The sequence below is a fragment of the Leeuwenhoekiella palythoae genome (genome assembly GCF_020310025.1).
GTDB classification, from domain to species: Bacteria; Bacteroidota; Bacteroidia; order Flavobacteriales; family Flavobacteriaceae; genus Leeuwenhoekiella; species Leeuwenhoekiella palythoae.
The window spans coordinates 645,993-667,797 of record NZ_CP084318.1; the positions used below are offsets into that span (position 1 = coordinate 645,993).

The 21,805-nt window shown below is 44.2% G+C and carries 10 protein-coding genes; 5 read left to right on the top strand and 5 right to left on the bottom strand.

Going from position 1 to position 21,805, the window contains the following annotated elements:
- Positions 1-4 precede the first annotated feature (4 nt).
- A complete protein-coding gene (locus LDL79_RS02590; RefSeq protein ID WP_225599059.1) occupies positions 5-2,158 on the top strand; it encodes a hypothetical protein in 2,154 nt (717 codons plus the stop codon).
- 186 nt (positions 2,159-2,344) lie between these two features.
- On the opposite strand, the gene LDL79_RS02595 is transcribed toward LDL79_RS02590, so the two are convergent.
- From LDL79_RS02595 to LDL79_RS02615, 5 genes are all read right to left on the bottom strand, one after another.
- On the bottom strand, positions 2,345-3,295 hold the full coding sequence (locus LDL79_RS02595) for a glycoside hydrolase family 43 protein (RefSeq protein ID WP_225599060.1): 951 nt from the start codon (positions 3,293-3,295) through the stop codon (positions 2,345-2,347).
- Positions 3,296-3,521: 226 nt separating this feature from the next.
- Positions 3,522-4,466, bottom strand: coding sequence for an alpha/beta hydrolase (locus LDL79_RS02600; protein WP_225599061.1), 945 nt, complete (start codon positions 4,464-4,466; stop codon positions 3,522-3,524).
- Positions 4,453-7,392 carry a glycoside hydrolase family 2 protein gene (locus LDL79_RS02605; protein WP_225599062.1) on the bottom strand — a complete coding sequence of 980 codons (2,940 nt, stop codon included), beginning with the start codon at positions 7,390-7,392 and terminating at the stop codon, positions 4,453-4,455. The genes LDL79_RS02600 and LDL79_RS02605 overlap by 14 nt, the downstream gene beginning before the upstream one ends.
- Before the next feature lie 37 nt (positions 7,393-7,429).
- Positions 7,430-8,554, bottom strand: coding sequence for a glycoside hydrolase family 88/105 protein (locus tag LDL79_RS02610; protein ID WP_225599063.1), 1,125 nt, complete (start codon positions 8,552-8,554; stop codon positions 7,430-7,432).
- A gap of 25 nt (positions 8,555-8,579) precedes the next feature.
- Positions 8,580-11,312, bottom strand: a complete 2,733-nt coding sequence (locus tag LDL79_RS02615; RefSeq protein WP_225599064.1) for a glycosyl hydrolase — start codon at positions 11,310-11,312, stop codon at positions 8,580-8,582.
- Positions 11,313-11,555: 243 nt separating this feature from the next.
- On the opposite strand from LDL79_RS02615, the gene LDL79_RS02620 reads away from it, so the two are divergent.
- The 4 genes from LDL79_RS02620 to LDL79_RS02635 all read left to right on the top strand — a co-directional run bounded on the left by LDL79_RS02620 (position 11,556) and on the right by LDL79_RS02635 (position 21,740).
- Positions 11,556-14,672: a SusC/RagA family TonB-linked outer membrane protein gene (locus tag LDL79_RS02620; protein WP_225599065.1), complete on the top strand. Its 3,117-nt coding sequence runs from the start codon at positions 11,556-11,558 to the stop codon at positions 14,670-14,672.
- Positions 14,673-14,682: 10 nt separating this feature from the next.
- Complete coding sequence (locus tag LDL79_RS02625; protein ID WP_225599066.1) at positions 14,683-16,170, top strand: RagB/SusD family nutrient uptake outer membrane protein; 1,488 nt, start codon at positions 14,683-14,685, stop codon at positions 16,168-16,170.
- Between the two features lie 283 nt (positions 16,171-16,453).
- A complete protein-coding gene (locus tag LDL79_RS02630; protein WP_225599067.1) occupies positions 16,454-19,609 on the top strand; it encodes a SusC/RagA family TonB-linked outer membrane protein in 3,156 nt (1,051 codons plus the stop codon).
- Between the two features lie 28 nt (positions 19,610-19,637).
- On the top strand, positions 19,638-21,740 hold the full coding sequence (locus tag LDL79_RS02635; RefSeq protein ID WP_225599068.1) for a RagB/SusD family nutrient uptake outer membrane protein: 2,103 nt from the start codon (positions 19,638-19,640) through the stop codon (positions 21,738-21,740).
- The last annotated feature ends 65 nt before the right edge of the window (positions 21,741-21,805 follow it).

The following is a 21,805-nucleotide window of genomic DNA, read 5'->3' on the forward strand; positions in this document are numbered from 1 at the left end:
GAAGATGAAGAACACATTCTGGATCACCTCGATCGTTTTGGCCTTTAGCCTCTACGGATGCAAAAAAGAAGAACATAAAGAGAAAACCGCAGATAACGCTATAGATCGAAAAGCAGTCGTTACCAGGCATAACGTGCACATTTCTGAAGTAGATACGCTTGCTTCGTTAACCGTGGGCAACGGTGCTTTTGCGTTTACAACAGATGTCACGGGGTTGCAAAGCTTTCCGGAATATTATCAAAGAGGAATCCCTTTAGGAACCTTGTCTGAGTGGGGTTGGAATGCAAAGCCCAACGATCAAGGCTATTCGTTTGAAGAAACCTTAAAAGACTATGATCAAAACGGAAGAAAAGTATCGTATGCCACCCAGATAAAAAGCCCGCAACATGCCAAGGAAGCCGTTGAATTTTTCCGGTCAAATCCGCATCGGGTACATTTAGGAAATCTGGGGTTTGAACTCACCAAAAAGGATGGAACTCCAGTTAAACCGGAAGACCTCAGCGACATGGATCAAACCTTAGATTTATGGACGGGCCAGCTCACCAGTTCGTTCACTGTAGAAGGTATTCCTGTGAAAGTGAAAACCGCCAGCGCTCCAGATAGTGACGCGATTGCCGTTAAAGTAAATTCAGCCTTAATTGCAAGTGGCCAACTTAAAATACGCCTGCGTTTTGCGGCTCCTACCGCTGCCTGGACCGATTATGGCACGCAGTGGAAAAATCCAAAACATTATAAAAGCAGTATAGCAGCGCAAGATGATACTTCTGCCCTGATCGAACGTCAGTTGGATTCACTGAACTATAAAGTTGCTCTAAATTGGGAAGGAACGGCTACAGTTTCTGAAAAGGAAGCACACTATTTTCTTGTGGAACCTACAGGAAACCAAATCGCATTAACCTGCACGTTTGCGGATACCGAACCGAAAGGAAAAAATACTACCGAAACCATTTTTAAAAATAGCGCAACAGCTTGGGAAAATTATTGGTCTGATGGCGGAATCGTAGATTTCTCAGGAAGTACCAATCCGCGAGCAAATGAACTCGAGCGTCGTGTGGTGCTCTCCCAATACTTGACGAAAGCGCAAACTGCAGGAAAAATGCCACCGCAAGAAACCGGACTTACGTATAACAGTTGGTATGGAAAGCCGCATTTGGAAATGCATTGGTGGCACGGGGTTCACTACGCACTTTGGGGCAGACCTCAATATTTAAAAAACACCTTAAACTGGTATGAAAGTGCTTTTGAGAATGCTAAAGCCCTGGCGGAACGTCAAGGATTCAAAGGTGCGAGGTGGCAAAAAATGACCGATCCGTACGGAGATGAAGGTCCTTCATCTGTAGGTGCTTTTCTGGTTTGGCAACAACCGCATTTCATCACCTTTGCCGAGCTACTTTACCGCGACGATTCTAGCGCAGCAACACTCAACAAATACAAAGAACGGGTGTTTGCTACCGCGGAATTTATGGCTTCGTTTCCCGATTATGATAAAGAAAATGATCGTTATGTATTGGGACCACCGGTAATTCCTGCGCAGGAGCGATTTGAAAAGACCGAAACCTTCAATCCAACCTACGAACTCGCGTATTGGAATTGGGCACTCAAAACTGCTTCAGCATGGAAAGAACGAGCAGGCGAACCGGTTCTTGAGCAATGGACGGAGGTTCTGGAAAAACTTTCGGATTTGCCGGTTCAGGAAGATTATTATTTGGCCACGGAAAGCGCCACAGATTCCTACACCAACCCCGAGTTTTTAACTGATCATCCTTCGGTTTTTGGGGCTTATGGAATGTTACCGGAAACGCCTTTACTCAACAAGGCTACGATGCGCAATACGTTTGATAAAGTTTGGGAAGTATGGACTTGGGAAGATACCTGGGGCTGGGATTTTCCGATGACTGCAATGACCGCTGCGCGATTGGGAATGCCTGAAAAGGCTGTAGATGCCTTGTTTATGGATGTACAAACCAACACCTATCTTAAAAATGGTCACAATTATCAAGAAGAACGCTTAACGCTGTATATGCCCGGTAACGGCGGTTTGCTTACTGCGGTGGCGATGATGTGCGCGGGTTGGGATGGTGCCGAAACTAAAAATCCCGGTTTCCCAAAAGACGGCAGCTGGAACGTAAAATGGGAAGGCTTGAAACCGTTTTTTTAAGTCGCATTACGACGCAAATCAATTCATAGTTGCAAAAAGTTTCAAAAGATAGGAGGAAAAGCGACGCGGAGACGGAGTTAATTTGTGAAAGCAACTTTAGTGAGATGCTGAAACAAGTTCAGCATGACGATTCAAAAAACCTAAGTATAAGCGCGCAATTGCATCGCGTGCTTGTACTTATAAATATCATTTATCGAGAAACGCCTCCTGAATTGCTTTCAATTCTTCAGTAGAAACCTGTATCGCTGTACCGTGACGTATTCCGTCAGGAAAAGAAACCTGATCAGAAATATCAGTCCAATTTTTTAAGTCGGTTGATTGTACAGCGCCGTATTGATGTTCTGTATATTTATCAAAATACACCAACCACTTGCCATCCTTCTGAATAGCGGTAGGACCTTCTGCCCAATACTTACCGGTAATGGGAGCACTCGCTTCAGAATAAGGTCCGGTTAAATGTTGTGCTGTAGCTACTTTCAAGTTCTTACGCGCAGGTTCGCGGGTTTCATCTTTTAAGAACATCACATACTTTTCACCATCCCATTGAATCGTTGCATCTATCGAGTTAAAACCGGGTTCGTATAAGACTTTAGCCGTGGTAAACGCTTTAAAATCTTTGGTGATGGTATAATACATTCTGTGATTGTAACCGGCATCTTTTTCAGATTGCGTTTCCGGAAAAAGGCCGGGGATGGTGGTCGCCCAGTAGATCATATATTCATCGTTTTGCGCATTATAGGTAATTTCCGGAGCCCAACAGTTGCGTGCGGTTTCCTCGTGTTGCATCACCGGGATGAGTTGCTGCTCAGACCAGTTGATCAAATCTTTAGAAGAAGCATAACCAATTCCACGTTCCGTCCAACCGGTGGTCCAAACCATATGATAGACGCCGTCGCCACCTTTGATCACTGCAGGATCGCGCATTAATTTTTGCTCGCCAACTTCAGGCGTAAGAATCGATTGGTCATCATTCAACGACTGCCAATGTAAAGCATCAGTGCTATAGGCTAAATGCAAACCGTCTTCTCCATTTCCTTTAAAATAGGTGAAAATATAAGCTGGATCTTGAGCTTTACAGGAAAACAAACAGCATAGTAATATCAGAATTGAAAAGAATCGAGTCATAACTTTAAACATTAATGTTCATTTTTTCCATCGATGAAAAAACGAACCAAAAAAATCTAGGCTTATGAAACTCTAGCTAAATTTATTGCTTGAGGTCTAAATTTTAGAAACTCGCTTGAAGCATTGTAGATAACATAAAAAATTCGTTTTGCTCAAACAGTCTAAAATTTCACGACCTCTTCACTTCAAATTTTACGCTAGATTTTCAATAGGCCGGTTAAAATTTGCACGAGTAATTTTAATTTGAAATCAAATCGTGCTTTTTCATCCATAAACTCAAAGCCGCAGGCCAGGAATCGGCCGTGTGGGTGCGCCCCATTCCAAAACCGTGGCCGCCATCTTCGTATAAATGCATTTCCGCAGGAACTCCGGCATCTTTCAATGCTAAGTAGTAGTTAATGCTGTTTTCTACAGGAACCGCATAATCATCGGTGGCGTGCGCCAGAAAAGCCATCGGGGTTTCGGGCGTTACCTGATACTCGCCGCTATACGCATACGCAGCGCCTCTGGAGGCTTTCTTCCCTAATAAATTATCCTTAGAACCCTGATGCGTAATACCATTTTGCATACTGATCACGGGATAGATCAATACCGAAAAATCGGGTTTTGCGGAAATGCCTTCGGTGGCATCATAAACCTTATCAGCATAATGCGTAGCTGCGGTTGACGCCAAATGCCCTCCCGCAGAAAAGCCCATGATTCCCACTTTTGAAGTATCAATGCCGTAAGAAGAAGCCTGCTCGCGCACATAGCGAATGGCCCGTTGCACATCCTGTAGTGGCCCTATGCTTTTATCTTCCATAATCGCATCGCTTGGCAATCTGTATTTCAATACAAAACCGGTTACGCCTTGTTCTGCAAACCAGGCAGCAAGCTTGTAGCCTTCTTTATCAATCGCGAGATGCCCATAACCACCACCCGGACAAATGACCACGGCAGTTCCGTTGGCCTTGACGGCTTCGGGCTCGTAAATGGTCAAGGTAGGATCGGTAACCTTATCTACACCATACACCTGCCCGTTATCAGCGTGTTGTACTTCTTGATAGGCTGCATCGGTTTTACTATTAGGAACTCCGCTTTCCCAAAGTTTGACTTCCTTTTGTGCGTGAAGACTATTCATACTAACGAAACTAAAGCCTAAAGCCCATACGAATACCGAATAAACGGATTTATAATTCTTCATAAAATTCTATTTCTACTATACGCAACTGCCCTTTGGCTGCTGCCGCTTTATCGTCTTTAAATAAATCAAGTTCTTTATCAGGATCAACCTCAACAATATCGTTAAACCCATCTTCCTCCGTTTGAGCTCCGGCCAACTGCACCGTGATCTCATCTGTTTTTACTGTTTTCAGAGGAATGGTGATATACCCAAGACTTTGCCAGGACTCGCCCTCAAAGAGGACTTCATCCCCTGCTAAAATACGTAAAGGATATTTTTTTCTGCGCCAACCGGTCAATTTAATCACACACTCATTGACCTCGGCCTCCTTGGCAAAAGTATAGGTGATCCAACCGGTTTTTTCTTGACCGTCATTGCGCCATTCGGTGAGTTCGTTATCATCATAACTCAGATACGGCTCATCTTCTTCATTAGCGGTTCGCGCCGAACGAATAAACACCGGTTTACGTTTCCACGAAAAAGAAGGTGTTTTGGGTGTTGGGCCACGGTCGAGATACGAAGGCAGATCTGTACCGGGGAGTACGCTTGCCAGTCCGTTTTGGGTTTCAAATGCTTCGGAATCCAATTGTATAGAAGCATTTTTGATTCCGGAAGCTTTAGCTTTAATCTTGATGCTCCCGGCCTGCGTCGTAGATTGAATCATCACGCGATTTACACCATTTTCAACCGGAAGCACTTTCGACTGAATGTAATTATCAGGACCACCTGCAATTCCTCCCAGCCAGATTGCCGGACCATCCAGTTCAAATTCGATTTTTGAATTATCAAGCGGACAACGCTGCCCGTCTTTATCTACCACTTCCACTTCAAAAAGCGCAACATCTGCACCATCAGCTTTAAATGGAAGTTGTGCTTCTAAACGCTTCAATCGTATGCTATGTGGTGTTCCTGCGGTGGTCTTTTCTGCTGTGCTCAGGATCCTTCCTTCGGCATCATAGCTCACGGCTTTGACACTACCGGTTTCAAACCTTAGATTTTCAAACGTAAACAGAAAACTGTAAGCTTTCTTACCAAAGCCTTGCGACGTTCCGTTGATAAAAAGTTCGACTTTTTCGCCGGTAGAAACCACATAAAAATCTTTTTGTGTGCCGGGTTGATAATTCCAATGCCCCAACATATACGTGCCGTGCTCTTCTGTATCTACCCAGCCATTCCACATCACCTGATGTGCAAAATAGCCGTCTTTAGGAATACGCATCGGATCTACTTCCCCACTCGTACGGTAATTTTGTTCCCCGCGATAATGCGTGTTGGAGTCTGAAAAAATAATATTCACACCCCCCGAACTCACGCGGTGACCGGTTCCCGGGCGGGCTTCATAATAATCATGCCAGCGAATAACATCCTCGATCGCGTGCCGATCCTGATTGTGATTGTAAGACGTTGCCGGTTCACCTTTGTACAAAGGTCCATCGCCTTCTTTATGAAAAGGTGGTGAAAACTCATCCCAATATTTGCGCATCCCTTCATCCCGACTGTACTCAGTAGCCCACATCGGGATTCCTGCACTTTTATTGATGTAAAGCATCTCGCCACCATATTCTGCTTCACGGCTATCTAGCATTTCACGCGAACCAATAGCACGCCCGCCATAGGGGTCGTAGGTATCGCGTAAGCTTTTCATCTCGGCCATATGCGCCTCACTAATGGACTCATTCCCGCTTTCATAAAACACGATACTGGGATTATTTCGGTTGTAGATTATCGCGTCACGCATCAGGTTGGTTCGTTGTTTCCAATGGTCTCCCTGAGAATCTTTTTCGGCATCCCCGGCAGGCATCGCTTGGAGCAGGCCCACGCGATCGCAAGACTCGATATCCTGTTTCCACGGGGTGACGTGCATCCAGCGCACAAGATTCCCGTTGCCTTCGACGATCATACGATTGCTGAAATCACTCAACCACGCCGGGACAGACATCCCGATCGCCGGCCACTCATTACTGGTGCGCTGGGCATAGCCTTTCATTTGCAATACGCGATCGTTGAGATAAACTTTTCCTTCTTTGAATTCGGTCTTTCTAAAACCGGTTTTGGTACTGACTTCATCAATGACGTTACCATCAACTTTCAACATCGATTTAACCGTATACAAATACCCGTAACCCCAACTCCAGAAATTCAAATCATTGAGACGTTTTGCTGCGGAAACTATAGTGCGCTCCCCCGGTTTAAGGCTTGTTTCCGCTCCCGAAAATTCAGCAATCCTTTTATTATTCAGGTCAAAAACAGCCACTGAAAATTGAAAAGTTTTAGATGTGTCATATTCGTTTTTTACTTCAGATTCTACGTGAATGGTAGCCGCTGCCTGTGGAATATCAAAAGCCGTAGCATAGACATAAACTCCCGTAGTTTCAAGATTTGAATACAGCGGAAGCGTTTGATATAAGTTATCTGTAATGTGCATGAATACATTTTTAGGAATCCCGCCATAGTTTGCATTAAAATTGATATTATTCCACCTATAGGTTGCATTGGTACTGCGCTGTCGGTAATGCCAATCATTGTCTATACGCAAGGCAATAGAATTCTCCTTTCCGTCAAATACAACGATATCGCTAAGATCTAAACCAAAAGCCATCACCCCGTTTTCGTGCAATCCTACTTGCTTTCCGTTTACATAAATAGTTCCGCCTTGGCGTATGCCTTCAAATTCTAAAAAGATCTTTTGTCCCTTTGCCGCTTCCGGAAGTACAAAATTTTTACGGTACCATACGATTCCCGTGCTGTGCTCATCAATGGCTTTTAAAAAGGCCTCCTCTTGATTGTACGCGTGCGGCAATGTTACCTTCGTCCAGCCTTCGGTGTCAAAAGAGGTAGCCTCAGCACCTTCGATCTCACCGGTTTTAAACTGCCAATCGCTATTGAAATTATAGGTTTGGCGCTGTGCAAAAAGGCTTTGCAGCGTAACTGCAAAGCCTAGTAGCATAAGTATATTTTTTAAGCGTTTAGACATCCCTTAAATTCTAGTATTCTAAACGGTACAATTCGGCTCCTGCCAACAGAAAGCACCCCAAACCATAGTCTTCAAAATCAGGGATCTTCTCATAAGATAGCGGCTGCCCGTCCTTAGGTTCTTTTCCGGTAGATTGTAACCAACCTAAAAAGCCATTTTCGTGAAGCGATTCCGAGACCATCGCATTCCAAGCTTTAGTAATTACCGGCAGGTATTCTTCACGGTCTAATAAATCGTTGTTGATTCCGTAAGCGATTCCGTAGACAAATAAAGCCGTACCCGAAGTTTCTTTCCCTCCAAAATGTGTTGGGTCGTGCAAACTCACATTCCAAAACCCATCTTCGCGCTGTACTTTTACAAGGGCTTCGGCCATCGCCTGCAAGTCTTCAATATACTGATCGCGGTGCGGAGCATCTTCAGGAATGATCGAAAGCGTCTTTGCCAACGCAGCGATCACCCAACCATTACCACGACTCCAATACGAGTCTTCTCCATTAGGCTCAGTGTACGGCGGATCAAAATCTGCATCACGCCACCACAGACCGTCTTCCGGATTGAACAAACCCTTTTCACCAATAACGTTGCGGCTTTCCATATACATCTCGTACATCTTTTCAAAATAGCGCGCATCATTTTCTAGTACGCCCATTTTAGCAAAAACCGGCATTCCCATTTGGATGGCATCGATCCAATCCCAATCGCCGTTTTGTGGTGTTACCAAAAACTTTTGCATACAGGCTCTGGTGTTCTTCAGCTTTTCAGGATTAGGTTGCAAATTGTACAAATCAATGTAGGTCTGCGCTGCATCATAATCATCTGCATTACGGGTTTCATTTCCACTGCGGAAACCCCACTGATGAAAATCGGCCCAATCTAAAGCATATTGATAATATTCTTTTTTAGGGTAGATCTCGTGCAAAGCCATCAAACCTTCATAATACACGCCGCGCGTCCAAATGTTACTCGGGCGTTCTTTATTGGTGATGATGGTTTTGCCTACATCAGGCCATTTTTTCATAAAATACGCATTGGCAAGTTCCATTTTTGCGAGCACATCATCCCGATTGATTTGTTGCTGCGCCGCACAATTAAAGTTGAATGCTGCCAAAACAGCTAAAACCAGTAGTTTTCTCATCTATATTCGTTTTATATCTCGTGAATTATTTTGTTTCTATAGCCAATGGCACCAATTGAACAGGCCCTAAAAGTCCTGAAGGTGTGGGTTCCCACACGGTGGCATCAAAAGGTTTATAATCTTTATTTACCATATTGATCTCGTAAAAAGTCTTCCACTCTTCCCCGCGCAATTCTTTAGCGCGCAGTCGGTTTGCTGCTAGATTGGTCACTTTGATGGTCAAGGTGTTTTCTCCTGCTTGTAAGGCACCAAGATCCAAATGGTATGGCGTCGACCAGGCAGTACCAATATAATTATCGTTGAGCCACACCGCAGCACTTTCTCTCACATCTCCCAGATCAAGTTGCCAAGTATCTGCTTCGGTTTCCGGTTTAGTAAACGTGGTGGTATAGCTTGCAGTACCTGAAAAATGCTCAGCATCTGCGCCAAGTGTCGTCCAGGATTTTAAACTACTCAAAGTCGCAGCTTCCGGAAGCACAGGTCCACCTTCTTCAAAGTTGATGTTCCATTCGGTTTTTAGCGGAATTCCTTCAGCCATCGGCGTCGTATACGCCCAGTGTTCTTCTGGCAAGCTCCAATTGGTTTTTAAGATCAACGCATCCCCCGAAGCTATTTGCACTTTAACCTCAGCCTGCCCTTCTGTGTTACGGACAGCTGCCGTACCCACTTTTCGCGTAAGCGGATCTAAAAGCACGGCATTATCAACCGTGCCTGATAACGGGATATAGGTATCAATAGCTTCTGAAGTATGATTGACCAAATAGTAAATCTTAGAATTGCCTTCAGCTCTTCTGATGAATTTCAATCCCGATCCTACTAAGGTTTCAGGATGTACTTCCGCTGCACGTAAACCTGATTCTAAAGCAGTAATGGCTAGATTATTTTTAGCGATCAGGTCTCGAAGTGCTGCAGTTTGTTGTTCATATTCAAAATATCCGGGAACGCTTTCTGGTAAACCGGTAAAGATCACAGAAGCTCCGGCGTTTTTAAGTGCTACCAGTTTTTCTAAACTGGCTAACGGCATAAACTCGCAATCAGGAATCACCAAAGCTTTATAAGTTCCGCCGGGTAAAACGATGTTGCCATTTTCTACTTTAGCTTGTTTTAGAAAAGCATCCGACAGAAAATCTACTCCGTAGCCCTTATCCATCAAGGTGTTTGTGGTCTCATAGAACGGCGTGTCAAGCAACCACTCATTTAAAGAATGGATCTTAAACTGAAAAAATAAATTCCCATCCTTATAACTGTTGTATTGGTCATAAATAGGCCAATACAACAAAGTCTCGTTATCTGCTTTTCCTTCTTGTAAAACCGATTGCACATTGCCGAGGTAGCCAAACAATGCCGAAGCATCTTTCCAGATGGTATTCTTCGGACTAAAATTTACCGAGGCATAGAACTTCCAGCCCGGCCAACCGGCGCGCTCCGGGGAATAGGTAGAGCCGTGTAAGAAAATATGATTCACGCCATTAAGCAGTAATTCTTCCGCCTCGGGCTTTGCCTGAGACAAGGCTGTTTTAAAATGCTCTCTGAGCCAGGTAAAAGTTTCTGAGGAAATGAGGGGCTTCCCGGCGATATGACCTGCCGAAGAAGAGAATTTGAGCATCACGGGATCTGCATCGCCCGTACGAATATTTTCTTCCTCACGTCTAAACCCTTTAATATCAAAAGGCATCGAACCAAAAGTCTCACACTCCGGGATATCTGCCGAAGCATAAAGATCAATAAGATTCCCCGGCGAGCCGTGGGCTTGTAATTTGGTTTTAAATCCGTGCTGGTTAGACCAGTCAGTCCAAGGCTCATTGAATTGATGCAGGAGTAAATCAGACAGTGTTTCGCGATAATCGCTCTTAACGCGATTTCCTAAATCGTTATCGCTATCACTCAATAAAAGATTGATGTGAGGTTTAAGGTCATAACCCCGCCATTGTTTAAAAAAATCAAAAAACTTCGGTGTAAAGTCGGTACCATAAACTTCATAGCTGTCGTTAAAAATCGCGCGCAGATGCCCTTGAATTTCGGAAAATGCTGTATCATAAGGTTGTACATAATCTTCAAATGCCTCTTTAGAGTAATGATCTAAGGTATAGCCGGCACCTCCCGGAGCTGCCCGCTTTACTTGCTGCCCGGTTTTGCCGGTAAACAAAGCATACACCGTGTAAGCAGCATCTTTAGGAGTCCAGCTAAGTTTTCCTTCACGCACTTCTTCAGTTAGATCTTTAAAATTACCCTTAGTATCATAAGCCAGCACAGCACTCAGGGACGCTGGCTGTCGTTCTTTAGCATCCGGCTTTAATTCTTGATCAAAGACCTCGCCTTGCTTGAGTATGTACTTTTGAACAACCAATTTGGTCGCGGCGAATTCACGCTCTACCTGAGGGCCTCCATAAGGCCATCCGGTACCCAAAACCATATCTACACCAAGCCCCAGGCTGTCTGCAGTAGTAATTGTATAATCTAAAAGCTCTAAATATTCCGGAGAAAGAAACTCGAGAAATTGTTCTTCTTCGCCTTTAGCTCCATATATAGGTGTGATCTCTACGCCGCCCAGTCCGGCTTTTTCAAAAGCGATTAGATGTTCTTTAATATTAGGTTTATCTACCGCGCTTCCCATCCACCACCAGCGCGTCCAGGGCTTAGCGGTTTGTGTCAGTTCTGGCCAAAGAGCAGCATCAGTAGCGACCGCTTGGGTGTCCTGATGTTGACAGCTAAAAAACAATAAGCAACCCACCACTGTGGAAAAAAGAGAAAATCGCATAAAAGAGTGTTGAAAATTGAAAATACAATGCATTGCAAAGTGTTTCAAGTTAGGCTAAAATTAGAAGTTCAAGAAGCATTTGCTATCCTGTGCCGTCCTGTGAAAACCATTACTTATTGCACAAATTCGTAATGTACAGGACACCACAGCACGGTAAGTACAGGACAGCTACAACGTTGTAATAGCATAATTTTAACGCAATACTTATCAATTCATATAGTATTCTCTCAAATTATTTAAAATATGAAACAATTGAACAAATGGATTCTGACGTGCTTAAGCATACTGTGTTTCACAGGCTTAGCTTGGGCACAAGAAAAGTCAGTGAGCGGAACCGTTACTGATGCACAAGGAATGCCCTTACCGGGAGTAAACGTTTTGGTGCAAGGCACTCAACGTGGAACACAAACCGATTTTGACGGAAACTTCAGTCTTCAAGCTTCAGAAGGAGAAGTACTGCTTTTTTCATACCTCGGTATGAAATCGATTACACAAGCCGTAGGTAGCGCAAATACCTATACGATAACGATGGAGGCCGACAGTGCCGAACTCGACGAAGTAGTTTTAGTAGGATATGGTACGCAGAAAAAATCTAGCATTACCACTGCCGTAGCTACAATGGATACCGAAATTCTAAACCAACGCCCCATCAGTAAGGTTGATCAGGCGATGGTAGGACAAATGGCCGGGGTACGCGTGAAACAAACCAGTGGGGTTCCCGGAAAAAGTTTTTCAGTACAAGTACGGGGAACAGGCTCGATCTCTGCCGGAAATCAGCCGCTTTATGTTATTGATGGATTCCCATTAGAGCCGTCCACACAAAATGGCAACGGCGATTTTGGCTCAGGAAATCCTTTAGACAATATCAATCCCGGGGATATCGAATCTATTCAGGTTTTAAAAGATGCTGCAGCCGCATCCATTTACGGTTCGCGTGCTTCTAACGGGGTTGTTTTGATCACGACGAAGTCAGGAAAACTGGGCAAACCCAAACTGAGTTTCAACACCTATTATGGGATCAATAAAACGGTAAAAAAGCTTGATATGCTAAGCGCGGAAGAATGGGTTGATCGGGCTTCAGAGATCATCGATGCCCGCTGGGTAAATTCAGGAGCTGGTCGTACGGCAGACCAAACGAGCGCAGAACGGCAAGCCATTCTAGGCGGTTTTGACACCAACTTTATCAAAGACGACCGCTGGTTTCAGGAAGGTCATCCCGGTCTGGATTATATCGACTGGCAAGACGAATTTTTTAGAACCGGCGAAGTAAAGAGCTATCAGCTTTCAGCACGCGGTGGAAACGAATTTGTAAATTATTTTATTTCCGGAGAACATCTTAATCAAGATGGTATTGCTTTGGGCGTAAACTACAAGCGCTATTCTGCACGTGCTAATGTGGAAATTACTGCAAGTGACAATCTTAAATTTGGTGTGAACATCGCGCCTTCGTATTCGGTAACCCAAGATCCCGGAGTTGAAGGTAAAGACAACTTGATGCACTATGTGGTTTCTGCAACACCTATTTCTGAAGATGGCCTGGATTATAACATTGGTGACAATACCTCTTATGCCTGGGGTCGCAGCGTTCCGAGTCCTATTCGTACTATTGAAAACACCATCGGAGAGAATAAAATCTTTAGAACACTCACCACCCTTTATGGAGAATATGAGATCATTGAAGGCTTACGCATTAAATCTTCGATTAACTTAGATAATACGGAAGCTAAGAACAAATACTTCAGACCTTCCTTTGTAGATCGTAACAGACAGGCAGCTGGTTCCTTTAGTGCGTATCAAAAGCAAAACTTTGTCAATGAGAATACAGTAAACTACGATCTCAATTTTAATGACACCCATACCCTATCCTTATTAGGAGGAGCATCGTACAGTATTTTTAAATACGACAATCAGCGCATTCTTGCAGCTCAGGGATTTGGATCTGATGACATCACTACACTCAATGCAGCAAACAACATCAGCGCCAGCGGCACTTATACTTTCGAAACTAAAAAAGTACTGCTGTCGTATTTCGGTCGTGCGCAATACGGTTATAAAGACAAGTACTTACTTACGGCGAGTATACGTCGTGATGGCTCGTCTAATTTTGGTCGTGATACCAAATGGGGTGTATTTCCTTCAGCATCTTTAGGTTGGAATATAGATAAAGAAAAATTCATTGCTGATGTTGATTTTATCAGCAATATGAAACTTAGAGCCAGCTGGGGTCTTGCAGGTAACAACACTTTTAGTGATGATTACGCCAGTATTTCCAGAATTGGATTTTCTAACTATTCCTACGGTGGAAATTTTGTAACCGGGCAGGTACCTATCAATTCGGCCAATCCTAACCTCAGCTGGGAAGAGTCTGAAACCATCAATTTTGGTACAGACATCGGATTCTTAAAGGGACGCATTTTTACTTCTTTTGACTATTACGTAAAAACCAATAAAGACCTTTTATTGAGTGTTCCGGTACCTACCGCTTCCGGGTTTTCGTCAGCAGTGACCAATATTGGTAAGGTAGAGAACCGTGGTTGGGAACTGGAGTTAACGACCCGCAATCTACAAGGGGGTGCTTTTACTTGGACTACTAATTTCAACATCAGCCACAATACCAATGAGGTAAAACAATTAGGACCTGACAACTCCCCGATCCTAGGCGGTTCTTTTGATATTGAACACAATATTCTTCAGGTAGGTCAACCGCTATACAGTCTTTATGTAGTACAACAAGACGGCATTCTTTCACAGGAAGATATCGACAACGGCGCTGCACTCTACGGAAATCAGATGGAAGGCGACCCTAAATATGTTGATGCTAATGGAGACGGCGTTATTAGTCCGGCAGACCGTGTGATCTCAGGACATCCCAATCCCGATTATGTTTATGGGATGACCAATACGTTTACGTATAAAGGTTTTGACCTGACCGTTCTGGTTCAGGGACAAACCGGTGGTAAAATCTACTCCACCTTTGGTAGAGCGATTGACCGAACCGGGCAAGGCTATCAGGATAACCATTTAGGGTTTATTCGCGATCGCTGGAGATCTCCTGAAAATCCCGGTAACGGCATTGAAGGAAAAGCCTACTCTACCTTTGGTCGTATTAAAAATACAGACTGGTTATACTCTTCAGACTATTGGAGAATACGTAACATCACGCTGGGCTACGATTTAGGCGCTGTGATCGATACCAATCTATTTTCGGGCTTACGCATTTATGTTACCGCAGAAAACTGGTTTGGTAATGACCAATATTACGGTGGCTTTAACCCAGAAGCCGTTAACAGCAACGGTGATGATTATGGAGCCTTTCCACTTTCAAAATCAATTGTTACCGGTCTAAACTTCACCTTTTAAAAAAAGCATCATGAAAAAATATATAACCTTAATCCTGCTAGCTGTATTGGTAGTTTCGTGTTCAGACGAACTCGACCAAACACCTATTTCTGAGCAGGGAAGTAATAATTTCTACAGAAATACCGCAGACTTTGAAGCTGCCGTAAACGGAATATACAGCACGCTACAAAGTTATCCTATCTATCAATTTTACCTTTCGGAAACCCGTTCAGACAATTTATATGCGGTTTCACCTACAGGTGTGCGTGCTTACGACCCTATCAATGCCTTTGATCGTTCACTCGCGACCAACGCCATCGTCGCAGACAACTGGAATACCGATTTCACCGGAATATTTAGAGCCAACACGGTTTTAGATCAGATCAATGAAGAGCTAGTACCTGATGGCGCTGTATTGAACCGCATCATAGGAGAAGCACGCTTCTGGAGAGCCTTTTTCTATTTTGATCTGGTGCGCACCTACGGTAAGGTCCCCGTGTTTGACCGGGTGTATACGCCTACCGAAACTCTGGAAATCCCCCGTGCTCCGGTTGCCGAAGTCTATAATTTGATTCTCGAAGATTTAAATACCGCCATCGATTTGCTCCCGGATTCTTATGGTTCTGATGCGCAAGGTAAAGTGACTTCGTGGGCTGCCAAAGCTACCTTAGGCCTCGTGTACCTCACCCGAAGCGGACCTACCTACGGTATTGAAGGCGCAGGATTAGATGCTGATGAATACGATCTGGCACTGACCCAGTTCAATGATATCATCAATAACGGACCTTTTGCTTTTGTGAGCGATTACCCTGCTATTTTTGATTATAACAATGAGAACAATGCCGAAATTGTATTGAATATTGAATACCTCTCAGGCGGTTTAGGAGTTGGAGCTGAATACCCTTCCCTTCCGGTTCCCGATGGTTATTTGCGTGTGAACGGCGTAGGTTTTTCTAATGGGGAAACTGCAAAACAAGTGGCAACAGATTTGATCAACGCCTATGAGGCAGACGACCTTAGAGACGATCTTGATATTCAAAACGGATATACCGATCAAAACGGAAACTTCAATCCGGTGCCTTTTTATACGAAATATTTAAATCTGGAACGCGCCGGTCAGGACCGCTTTGACTGGGGATTAAATTACCCAATCCTACGTTATACCGATATTTTAACGATGAAAGCCGAAGCGATTCTTATGGGTGCAAACGGAACACAAGCTGAAGTAGATGGGATCGTCAATCAAATACGCGACCGTGCCGGTTTAGATCCGGTTGCCAATGTAGATCTGGCAACGCTCTTAGCGGCCAAACGTCTGGAATTTGCAGGAGAAAGCAGAAGATGGTACGATCTGGTACGTACGGGTACCGTTGTGAGTACGATCAATGCCTGGATCGCTACCGAAGATGTACAAAACCGAATGCAAACCATGGACGAGAACCAAATCCTGTTCCCGGTACCTAGTTCGCAAATCACGGTTAAAGAAAACCTGTATGACCAAAATCCAGGATATGATTAATGCCGGGATATTTTTAGCATATTTCGATAAAAAAAAGATATAGTATTAAAATAGTCGAAGCGCTTTTTCGCGCAACGCTTCCACAAAAAGCTGTTCTGTTTAAAGAACAGCTTTTTTTTATGCTTACGGGTAAACCTAGATTCTAAAACGATTTAACTTAAAATTAAACTAAATCTCTAGCTAAAAAGCATCATAGTACAGGATACCTCAAACGTTTTCTTTACCTACTTTCACGATCAAATGTACTTGATACGTTTAATATTCTTAAATAATTCTAATACACATGAAACAAACAAACAAATTTTTTCTACTGTGTTTCAGTATACTGATGCTCTCCACCAGCTTGTGGGCTCAGGAAAAAGCGGTAACCGGGACCGTTACTGATGCTGACGGAATGCCGCTGCCCGGAGTTAATGTTTTGGTACAAGGCACTCAGCGTGGAACACAAACCGATTTTGATGGTAACTTCAGCTTACAAGCTGCTCAAGGAGAGACCTTGCTTTTTTCTTTCCTCGGAATGAAATCGATTTCGCAAGTCGTAGGTGCACAAAACACCTATACGATTACTTTGGAAGAAGACAGTGCCGAACTCGATGCCGTAGTGGTAGTTGGGTATGGAACACAGAAACAATCTGACCTTACAGGTGCGGTTTCTTCAGTAAGTTCTGAAGAACTGCTTACACAACCCGTGAGTAACGTATTTCAAGCCCTACAAGGTAAAGCTGCCGGGGTAGACATTACCAGTAGTGAGCGTCCCGGTACGGTAGGATCGGTACGTATTCGGGGTAACCGTTCGTTAACTGCGAGTAATGCGCCACTTTATGTAGTAGATGGGGTACCGCTGCTTTCAGCTTCTTCTATTGAAACCATAAACCCAAGAGACATCGAGTCGATCAACGTATTAAAAGATGCTTCGGCTACCGCAGTCTATGGATCGCGAGGGGCTAACGGGGTGATCATCGTAACGACTAAAAAAGGAAAGACCGGCCGATTTACCCTGAACTATTCGGGTACGGTGACCACTTCTGATATCGTAGATCGTGCACCGGCAATGAGTGCAGCAGACTTTATTGATTTTAGACGTTGGGCAGCATACAACCTCGATCCTGAGACGTATGCTCACCCAGACAGTCCTACTTTGGCTAATGACACCAATATTTTTGACAGTCCGCTTGACGGGCAGACTTCACGAGATAACGTTTTACAAGGTTGGCAAAACGGTAGCTTTGATGCTTCTCGCGTGCGCAACACCGATTGGACCGATTTTGTAACGCAAACCGGAATCTTGAGCGAGCATACCTTAAGTGCCAGTGGGGGTACCGAAAAAGTCAACGCATACGGTTCTGTGGGTTATGTAAATAATAAAGGAACACAAAAAGGACAGTTTTACGAGCGTTATACTGCTAACTTAAGCGCGAGTATAAAACCGGTAGATTGGTTTCAGTTTGATGCCAATTTCAACCTCTCGTGGAGTGAGCAAGATTATGGTTTCTCTACTTTAGGGGGTCGTAGCGGTTCGGTACCTAATGCGATTTACGGCGCTGCTAAAAACATCTACAATATTGCAGTACCTTATGATGCCGATGGCAATTTAGTGATCAACCCGGGAGGTGAGACCACCATTTATACCATCATTGGCGAAGAGAATAAGAGTACCCAATTATCGCAAACCTTGCGTGCGCTGGGTAGTCTTAGTGCTACCTTTGATTTTGGGGAGATCTACCAACCTTTAGAAGGTTTAGAATACTTAATACGTTTTGGGCCTGACTTTCGTCACTTCAGAGAAGGGGTTTATATTGACGGAAGTTCATCACACCGCATCAATTCAGACGGTTCACTAGGTACTAACTATGCGCGTTTGAACAACAGACGAGATTTTTCGTGGACGCTGGATAACCAGATCAACTACAGCAAAAGTTTTGGAGAGAAACACAACCTTGATGTGACTTTACTGCAAACCGCTTCTTCTTGGAATATCGAAAGTTCAGGCATGTCTGCCAACAATATCCCAAAAGCCTCTATGCTGTGGAATAATTTCGGTGCGATAGACCTTACCAATTCGGAAAACAATGTAAGTATTGGCTCTAACCTTAACGAGCGTCAGTTGAGTTCGTATATGGTGCGTTTAAACTATGGTTTTGACAGTAAATATTTACTTACAGTTTCAGGACGTTGGGATGGTGCTTCACAGTTAGGTGCTGGCAATAAATGGGACTTCTTTTCCTCTGCCGCGCTTGCCTGGAGATTAGATCAAGAAGATTTTCTTGCGAATGCAGATTGGGTGAATAACTTGAAGCTGCGTTTAGGATATGGTACTACAGGTAACTCAGCGGTAGATCCTTACGCTACTAAAGGAGATATTATTTCGATCTTCCTTCCGTTTAACGGACTTTCGAACCAAATCGGGTATACGACCAATGAGCCGTATTATTCCAGATCGCAATTGTCTTTAGCCAACCCAAATCTGGGCTGGGAGAAAACCACACAATACAACTTAGGGGTAGACTTCGGTTTGTTTAACAATCGTGTTTCGGGTAGTTTGAACGTGTATAAATCCTATACTTCAGATTTATTGATGTCGGTTAATATTCCTACCCTGACCGGGTTCCCTTCTACCATCGCTAACATTGGTAGAACCAACAACAAAGGTTTTGAAGCAAGTCTGAATTTAATTCCGGTAGCGACCGAAAAAGGTTTCCAATGGGCTTCAGATCTTAACGTAGCGTGGCAACGTGACGAAATCGAAGAATTAGCCTACGGCGAAAATGATATGGTAGACAATAACTGGTTTATCGGCGAGTCTATTGGAGTGATTTACGGTTACGATAACGAAGGATTGTGGCAAGACACTCCCGAAGATCAAGCAGAAATGGCCTTATGGAATGAGAACGGATACGATTTCAGCCCGGGTAATGTGCGCCCTACCGATCAGAACGGTGACTATGTTATGAATGCAGACGACCGCACGATCCTAGGCAATACAACACCACGATGGACTTTAGGTTGGAACAACTCCTTCAGCTACAAAGGTTTTGAATTGAGTACGCTTATCATCTCCCGTTTAGGGTATAAAGCCAATATAGGTGGTGAGGCGATGACCGCACGTTCTAACCAGCGTGAGATCGATTACTGGACGCCAGATAATACCGATGCTGCTTTTCAAAAGCCTATTTTAGGTCAAGCGACTTCAGGATCTCAGGATGAATTCTCAGGGTTACTAGGAATCCAGGATGCCGGTTTTGTTAAGATCAGAAACATTTCACTGGGTTATAATTTTTCTCCTGAGCAAAGCGAAAAAATGGGCTTAAACAACTTGAGAGTGTATGTACAAGCGGTAAACCCGGGAAGTATTTATCAAGGCGCTGCTTGGTATGATTTTGATACCAACTCTACCATTTTCAACCGAAGCTTTGCAGTAGGTTTAGACATCGGACTATAATCCTCAATTGAATTCAAAAAAGAAAAAGATGAAACTAAATATATTAAAAAGAAGTAGTACTATTTTACTCTGTGGCGCGCTCGCTTTGGGCAGTACCTCGTGTAAAGATGATTTTCTCGATGAAGAATTGACCAACCAGTACTCTACAGAATATTTTGAAACTGCTCAGGGTCTTGAAGATCTTACAGTTTCCCTTTACGGAAATATCAGATGGCATTTTGGGTACGAATGGGCCTATGGGTTGACCCTTTATGGTACCGATGAATTTACCAATGCCAATGACCTCACTAATGAAATGTGGAACACCTATGACAACCGTTTGAACCCGGTAGGTGCAACGCCCGAAACCGGTGCGGCTAACAACAACGCGACCTCTCCTGCGGCGCTTTGGGATCAGATGTATTACGGGATTGCTTCGGCAAATACCATAATCGCTAATGCCGAGGTGATTGAAGATGAGGGTATTCGCAACCGTTGCCTGGCGCATGCGCATTTTTTACGAGGCTATAATTACTACCGCCTTGCCGCACAATACGGAGGTGTGGTATTGCAGTTAGAGCCTGCCGAAGGTGTGGTACGTAACTTCACCCGAGCGACTGATGAAGAGACCTGGGCGCAAGTCATTTCTGACTTTAGAGAAGCTTACAATTACTTTGAAGGTGAAGTTTATACCTATGGAAAAGGGGTAACCTGGACTAAAGCTACCGCAGCACACTTCCTTACCAAAGCCTTATTGTTTAGAGCTTCTGAGCGTAACGACGATTGGAATGCAGAATACATTCAAGGAGACCTGAATGAAGCGATTGAAGCTGCTACTTATGCGATTGACGCGCGTGGTGGCCTCGCTGCAGATTACCGCGATTTATATGCCAACTGGACGGGTGTTGATAGTGAAGCTGAACAGTTAGACGAAATTCTAATGGCTGCGCCGCACAATGCAGATGCATCGACTACAGGACGTTTCGGAAACCGTACGTATAACTATTTCACCCCACAATTTTCTAATTTCTCAGGAGGTTGGGTACGTCGTGGCGTATGGATTGGAGGTATGGATTTTCAGCGCCTGCGTCCTACCGAATATACCTATGCGGTTTTTGATCACGTGAACGATTCGCGTATGTGGAAAACATTTAAAACGGTATATGGCGTGAACAATGTGATCAACGCCGATGCCGGAGTAGAATTAGGAGATCCCGGAATTGTGATGATCTTGAATACAAAAGATGACGATACTTATAACGACTTTACTTTTGGTGCCAATATTCAAAACCCAAATTGGTCAGACGTTGACGGGCGCTTACCCGAATGGCGTCAAGGAATGCGTCAAACCGAGACTTCAGGTTCGCTAACCAGTACTCCGGGGCAGTTTGTACCCAACTCGTTAGTATTATATCAAAATGGGCAGTATGTTTCGCCTGATTTTAAGAGTACCCCCATTTCAAACTTTTTCGCCGGAATCAACAAAACCGATGACGGTTCTCGTTTTGCAGAAAAAGGAGATGCGCACCGTGACGTGACTATGGCACGCTTGGCAGAAACCTACTTGCTGCGTGCGGAGTGTTATGCGCGTTTACAGCAATACGGCAATGCGATGAACGACCTCAACACCGTGCGTGCGCGTGCTGCTTGGAAAGCAGGAGAAAACCGTTCGTATTATATCGATGGCTCTGTTGCATTTGAAAACAACAGCCTCAATACCGGTTCGGCAGCTACCAATTATGTCAATTCCAATTTGAATATGAATACCTATTACCTTTCTAATCCGGATGTGGAAGTAACCACAGCGGCTTCTGACCTGAGTTTGACCTCTTTCCCAGACAACCTGCCTGACGAAGATGAGGCGGTGCTTGCGGCTTTAGGTGTTTCCGGGTCGTATGAGCGTGCCCTTCATTTTATCTTAAATGAGCGTACCCGTGAGCACTTGGGAGAGTGGATGCGTTGGGAAACGCTTTCTCGTACGGGAACTTTGATTCAGCGTGCGCGTGCGTTTAATCCGCAGGCGACCAATATCACCGAGAATAAGCACGAACTGCGTCCGGTACCGCAATCCTTTATAGACGGATTGCTCAATGAAGACGGTTCTAACCTGTCTCCAGATATGAAAGCCGACTGGCAAAATCCGGGTTATTAATCCATACTACACGCTTTAGCCTACGGGCTCCAGCATGTTATAGCAATCCCCGGAAGCTTTTTCTT

Coding starts and splice junctions, on each gene's coding strand:
- LDL79_RS02590 (WP_225599059.1), top strand. CDS start 5: ATGAAGAACACATTCTGGATCACCTCGATCGTTTTGGCCTTTAGCCTC.
- LDL79_RS02595 (WP_225599060.1), bottom strand. CDS start 3,295: ATGTTTAAAGTTATGACTCGATTCTTTTCAATTCTGATATTACTATGC.
- LDL79_RS02600 (WP_225599061.1), bottom strand. CDS start 4,466: ATGAAGAATTATAAATCCGTTTATTCGGTATTCGTATGGGCTTTAGGC.
- LDL79_RS02605 (WP_225599062.1), bottom strand. CDS start 7,392: ATGCTACTAGGCTTTGCAGTTACGCTGCAAAGCCTTTTTGCACAGCGC.
- LDL79_RS02610 (WP_225599063.1), bottom strand. CDS start 8,554: ATGAGAAAACTACTGGTTTTAGCTGTTTTGGCAGCATTCAACTTTAAT.
- LDL79_RS02615 (WP_225599064.1), bottom strand. CDS start 11,312: ATGCGATTTTCTCTTTTTTCCACAGTGGTGGGTTGCTTATTGTTTTTT.
- LDL79_RS02620 (WP_225599065.1), top strand. CDS start 11,556: ATGAAACAATTGAACAAATGGATTCTGACGTGCTTAAGCATACTGTGT.
- LDL79_RS02625 (WP_225599066.1), top strand. CDS start 14,683: ATGAAAAAATATATAACCTTAATCCTGCTAGCTGTATTGGTAGTTTCG.
- LDL79_RS02630 (WP_225599067.1), top strand. CDS start 16,454: ATGAAACAAACAAACAAATTTTTTCTACTGTGTTTCAGTATACTGATG.
- LDL79_RS02635 (WP_225599068.1), top strand. CDS start 19,638: ATGAAACTAAATATATTAAAAAGAAGTAGTACTATTTTACTCTGTGGC.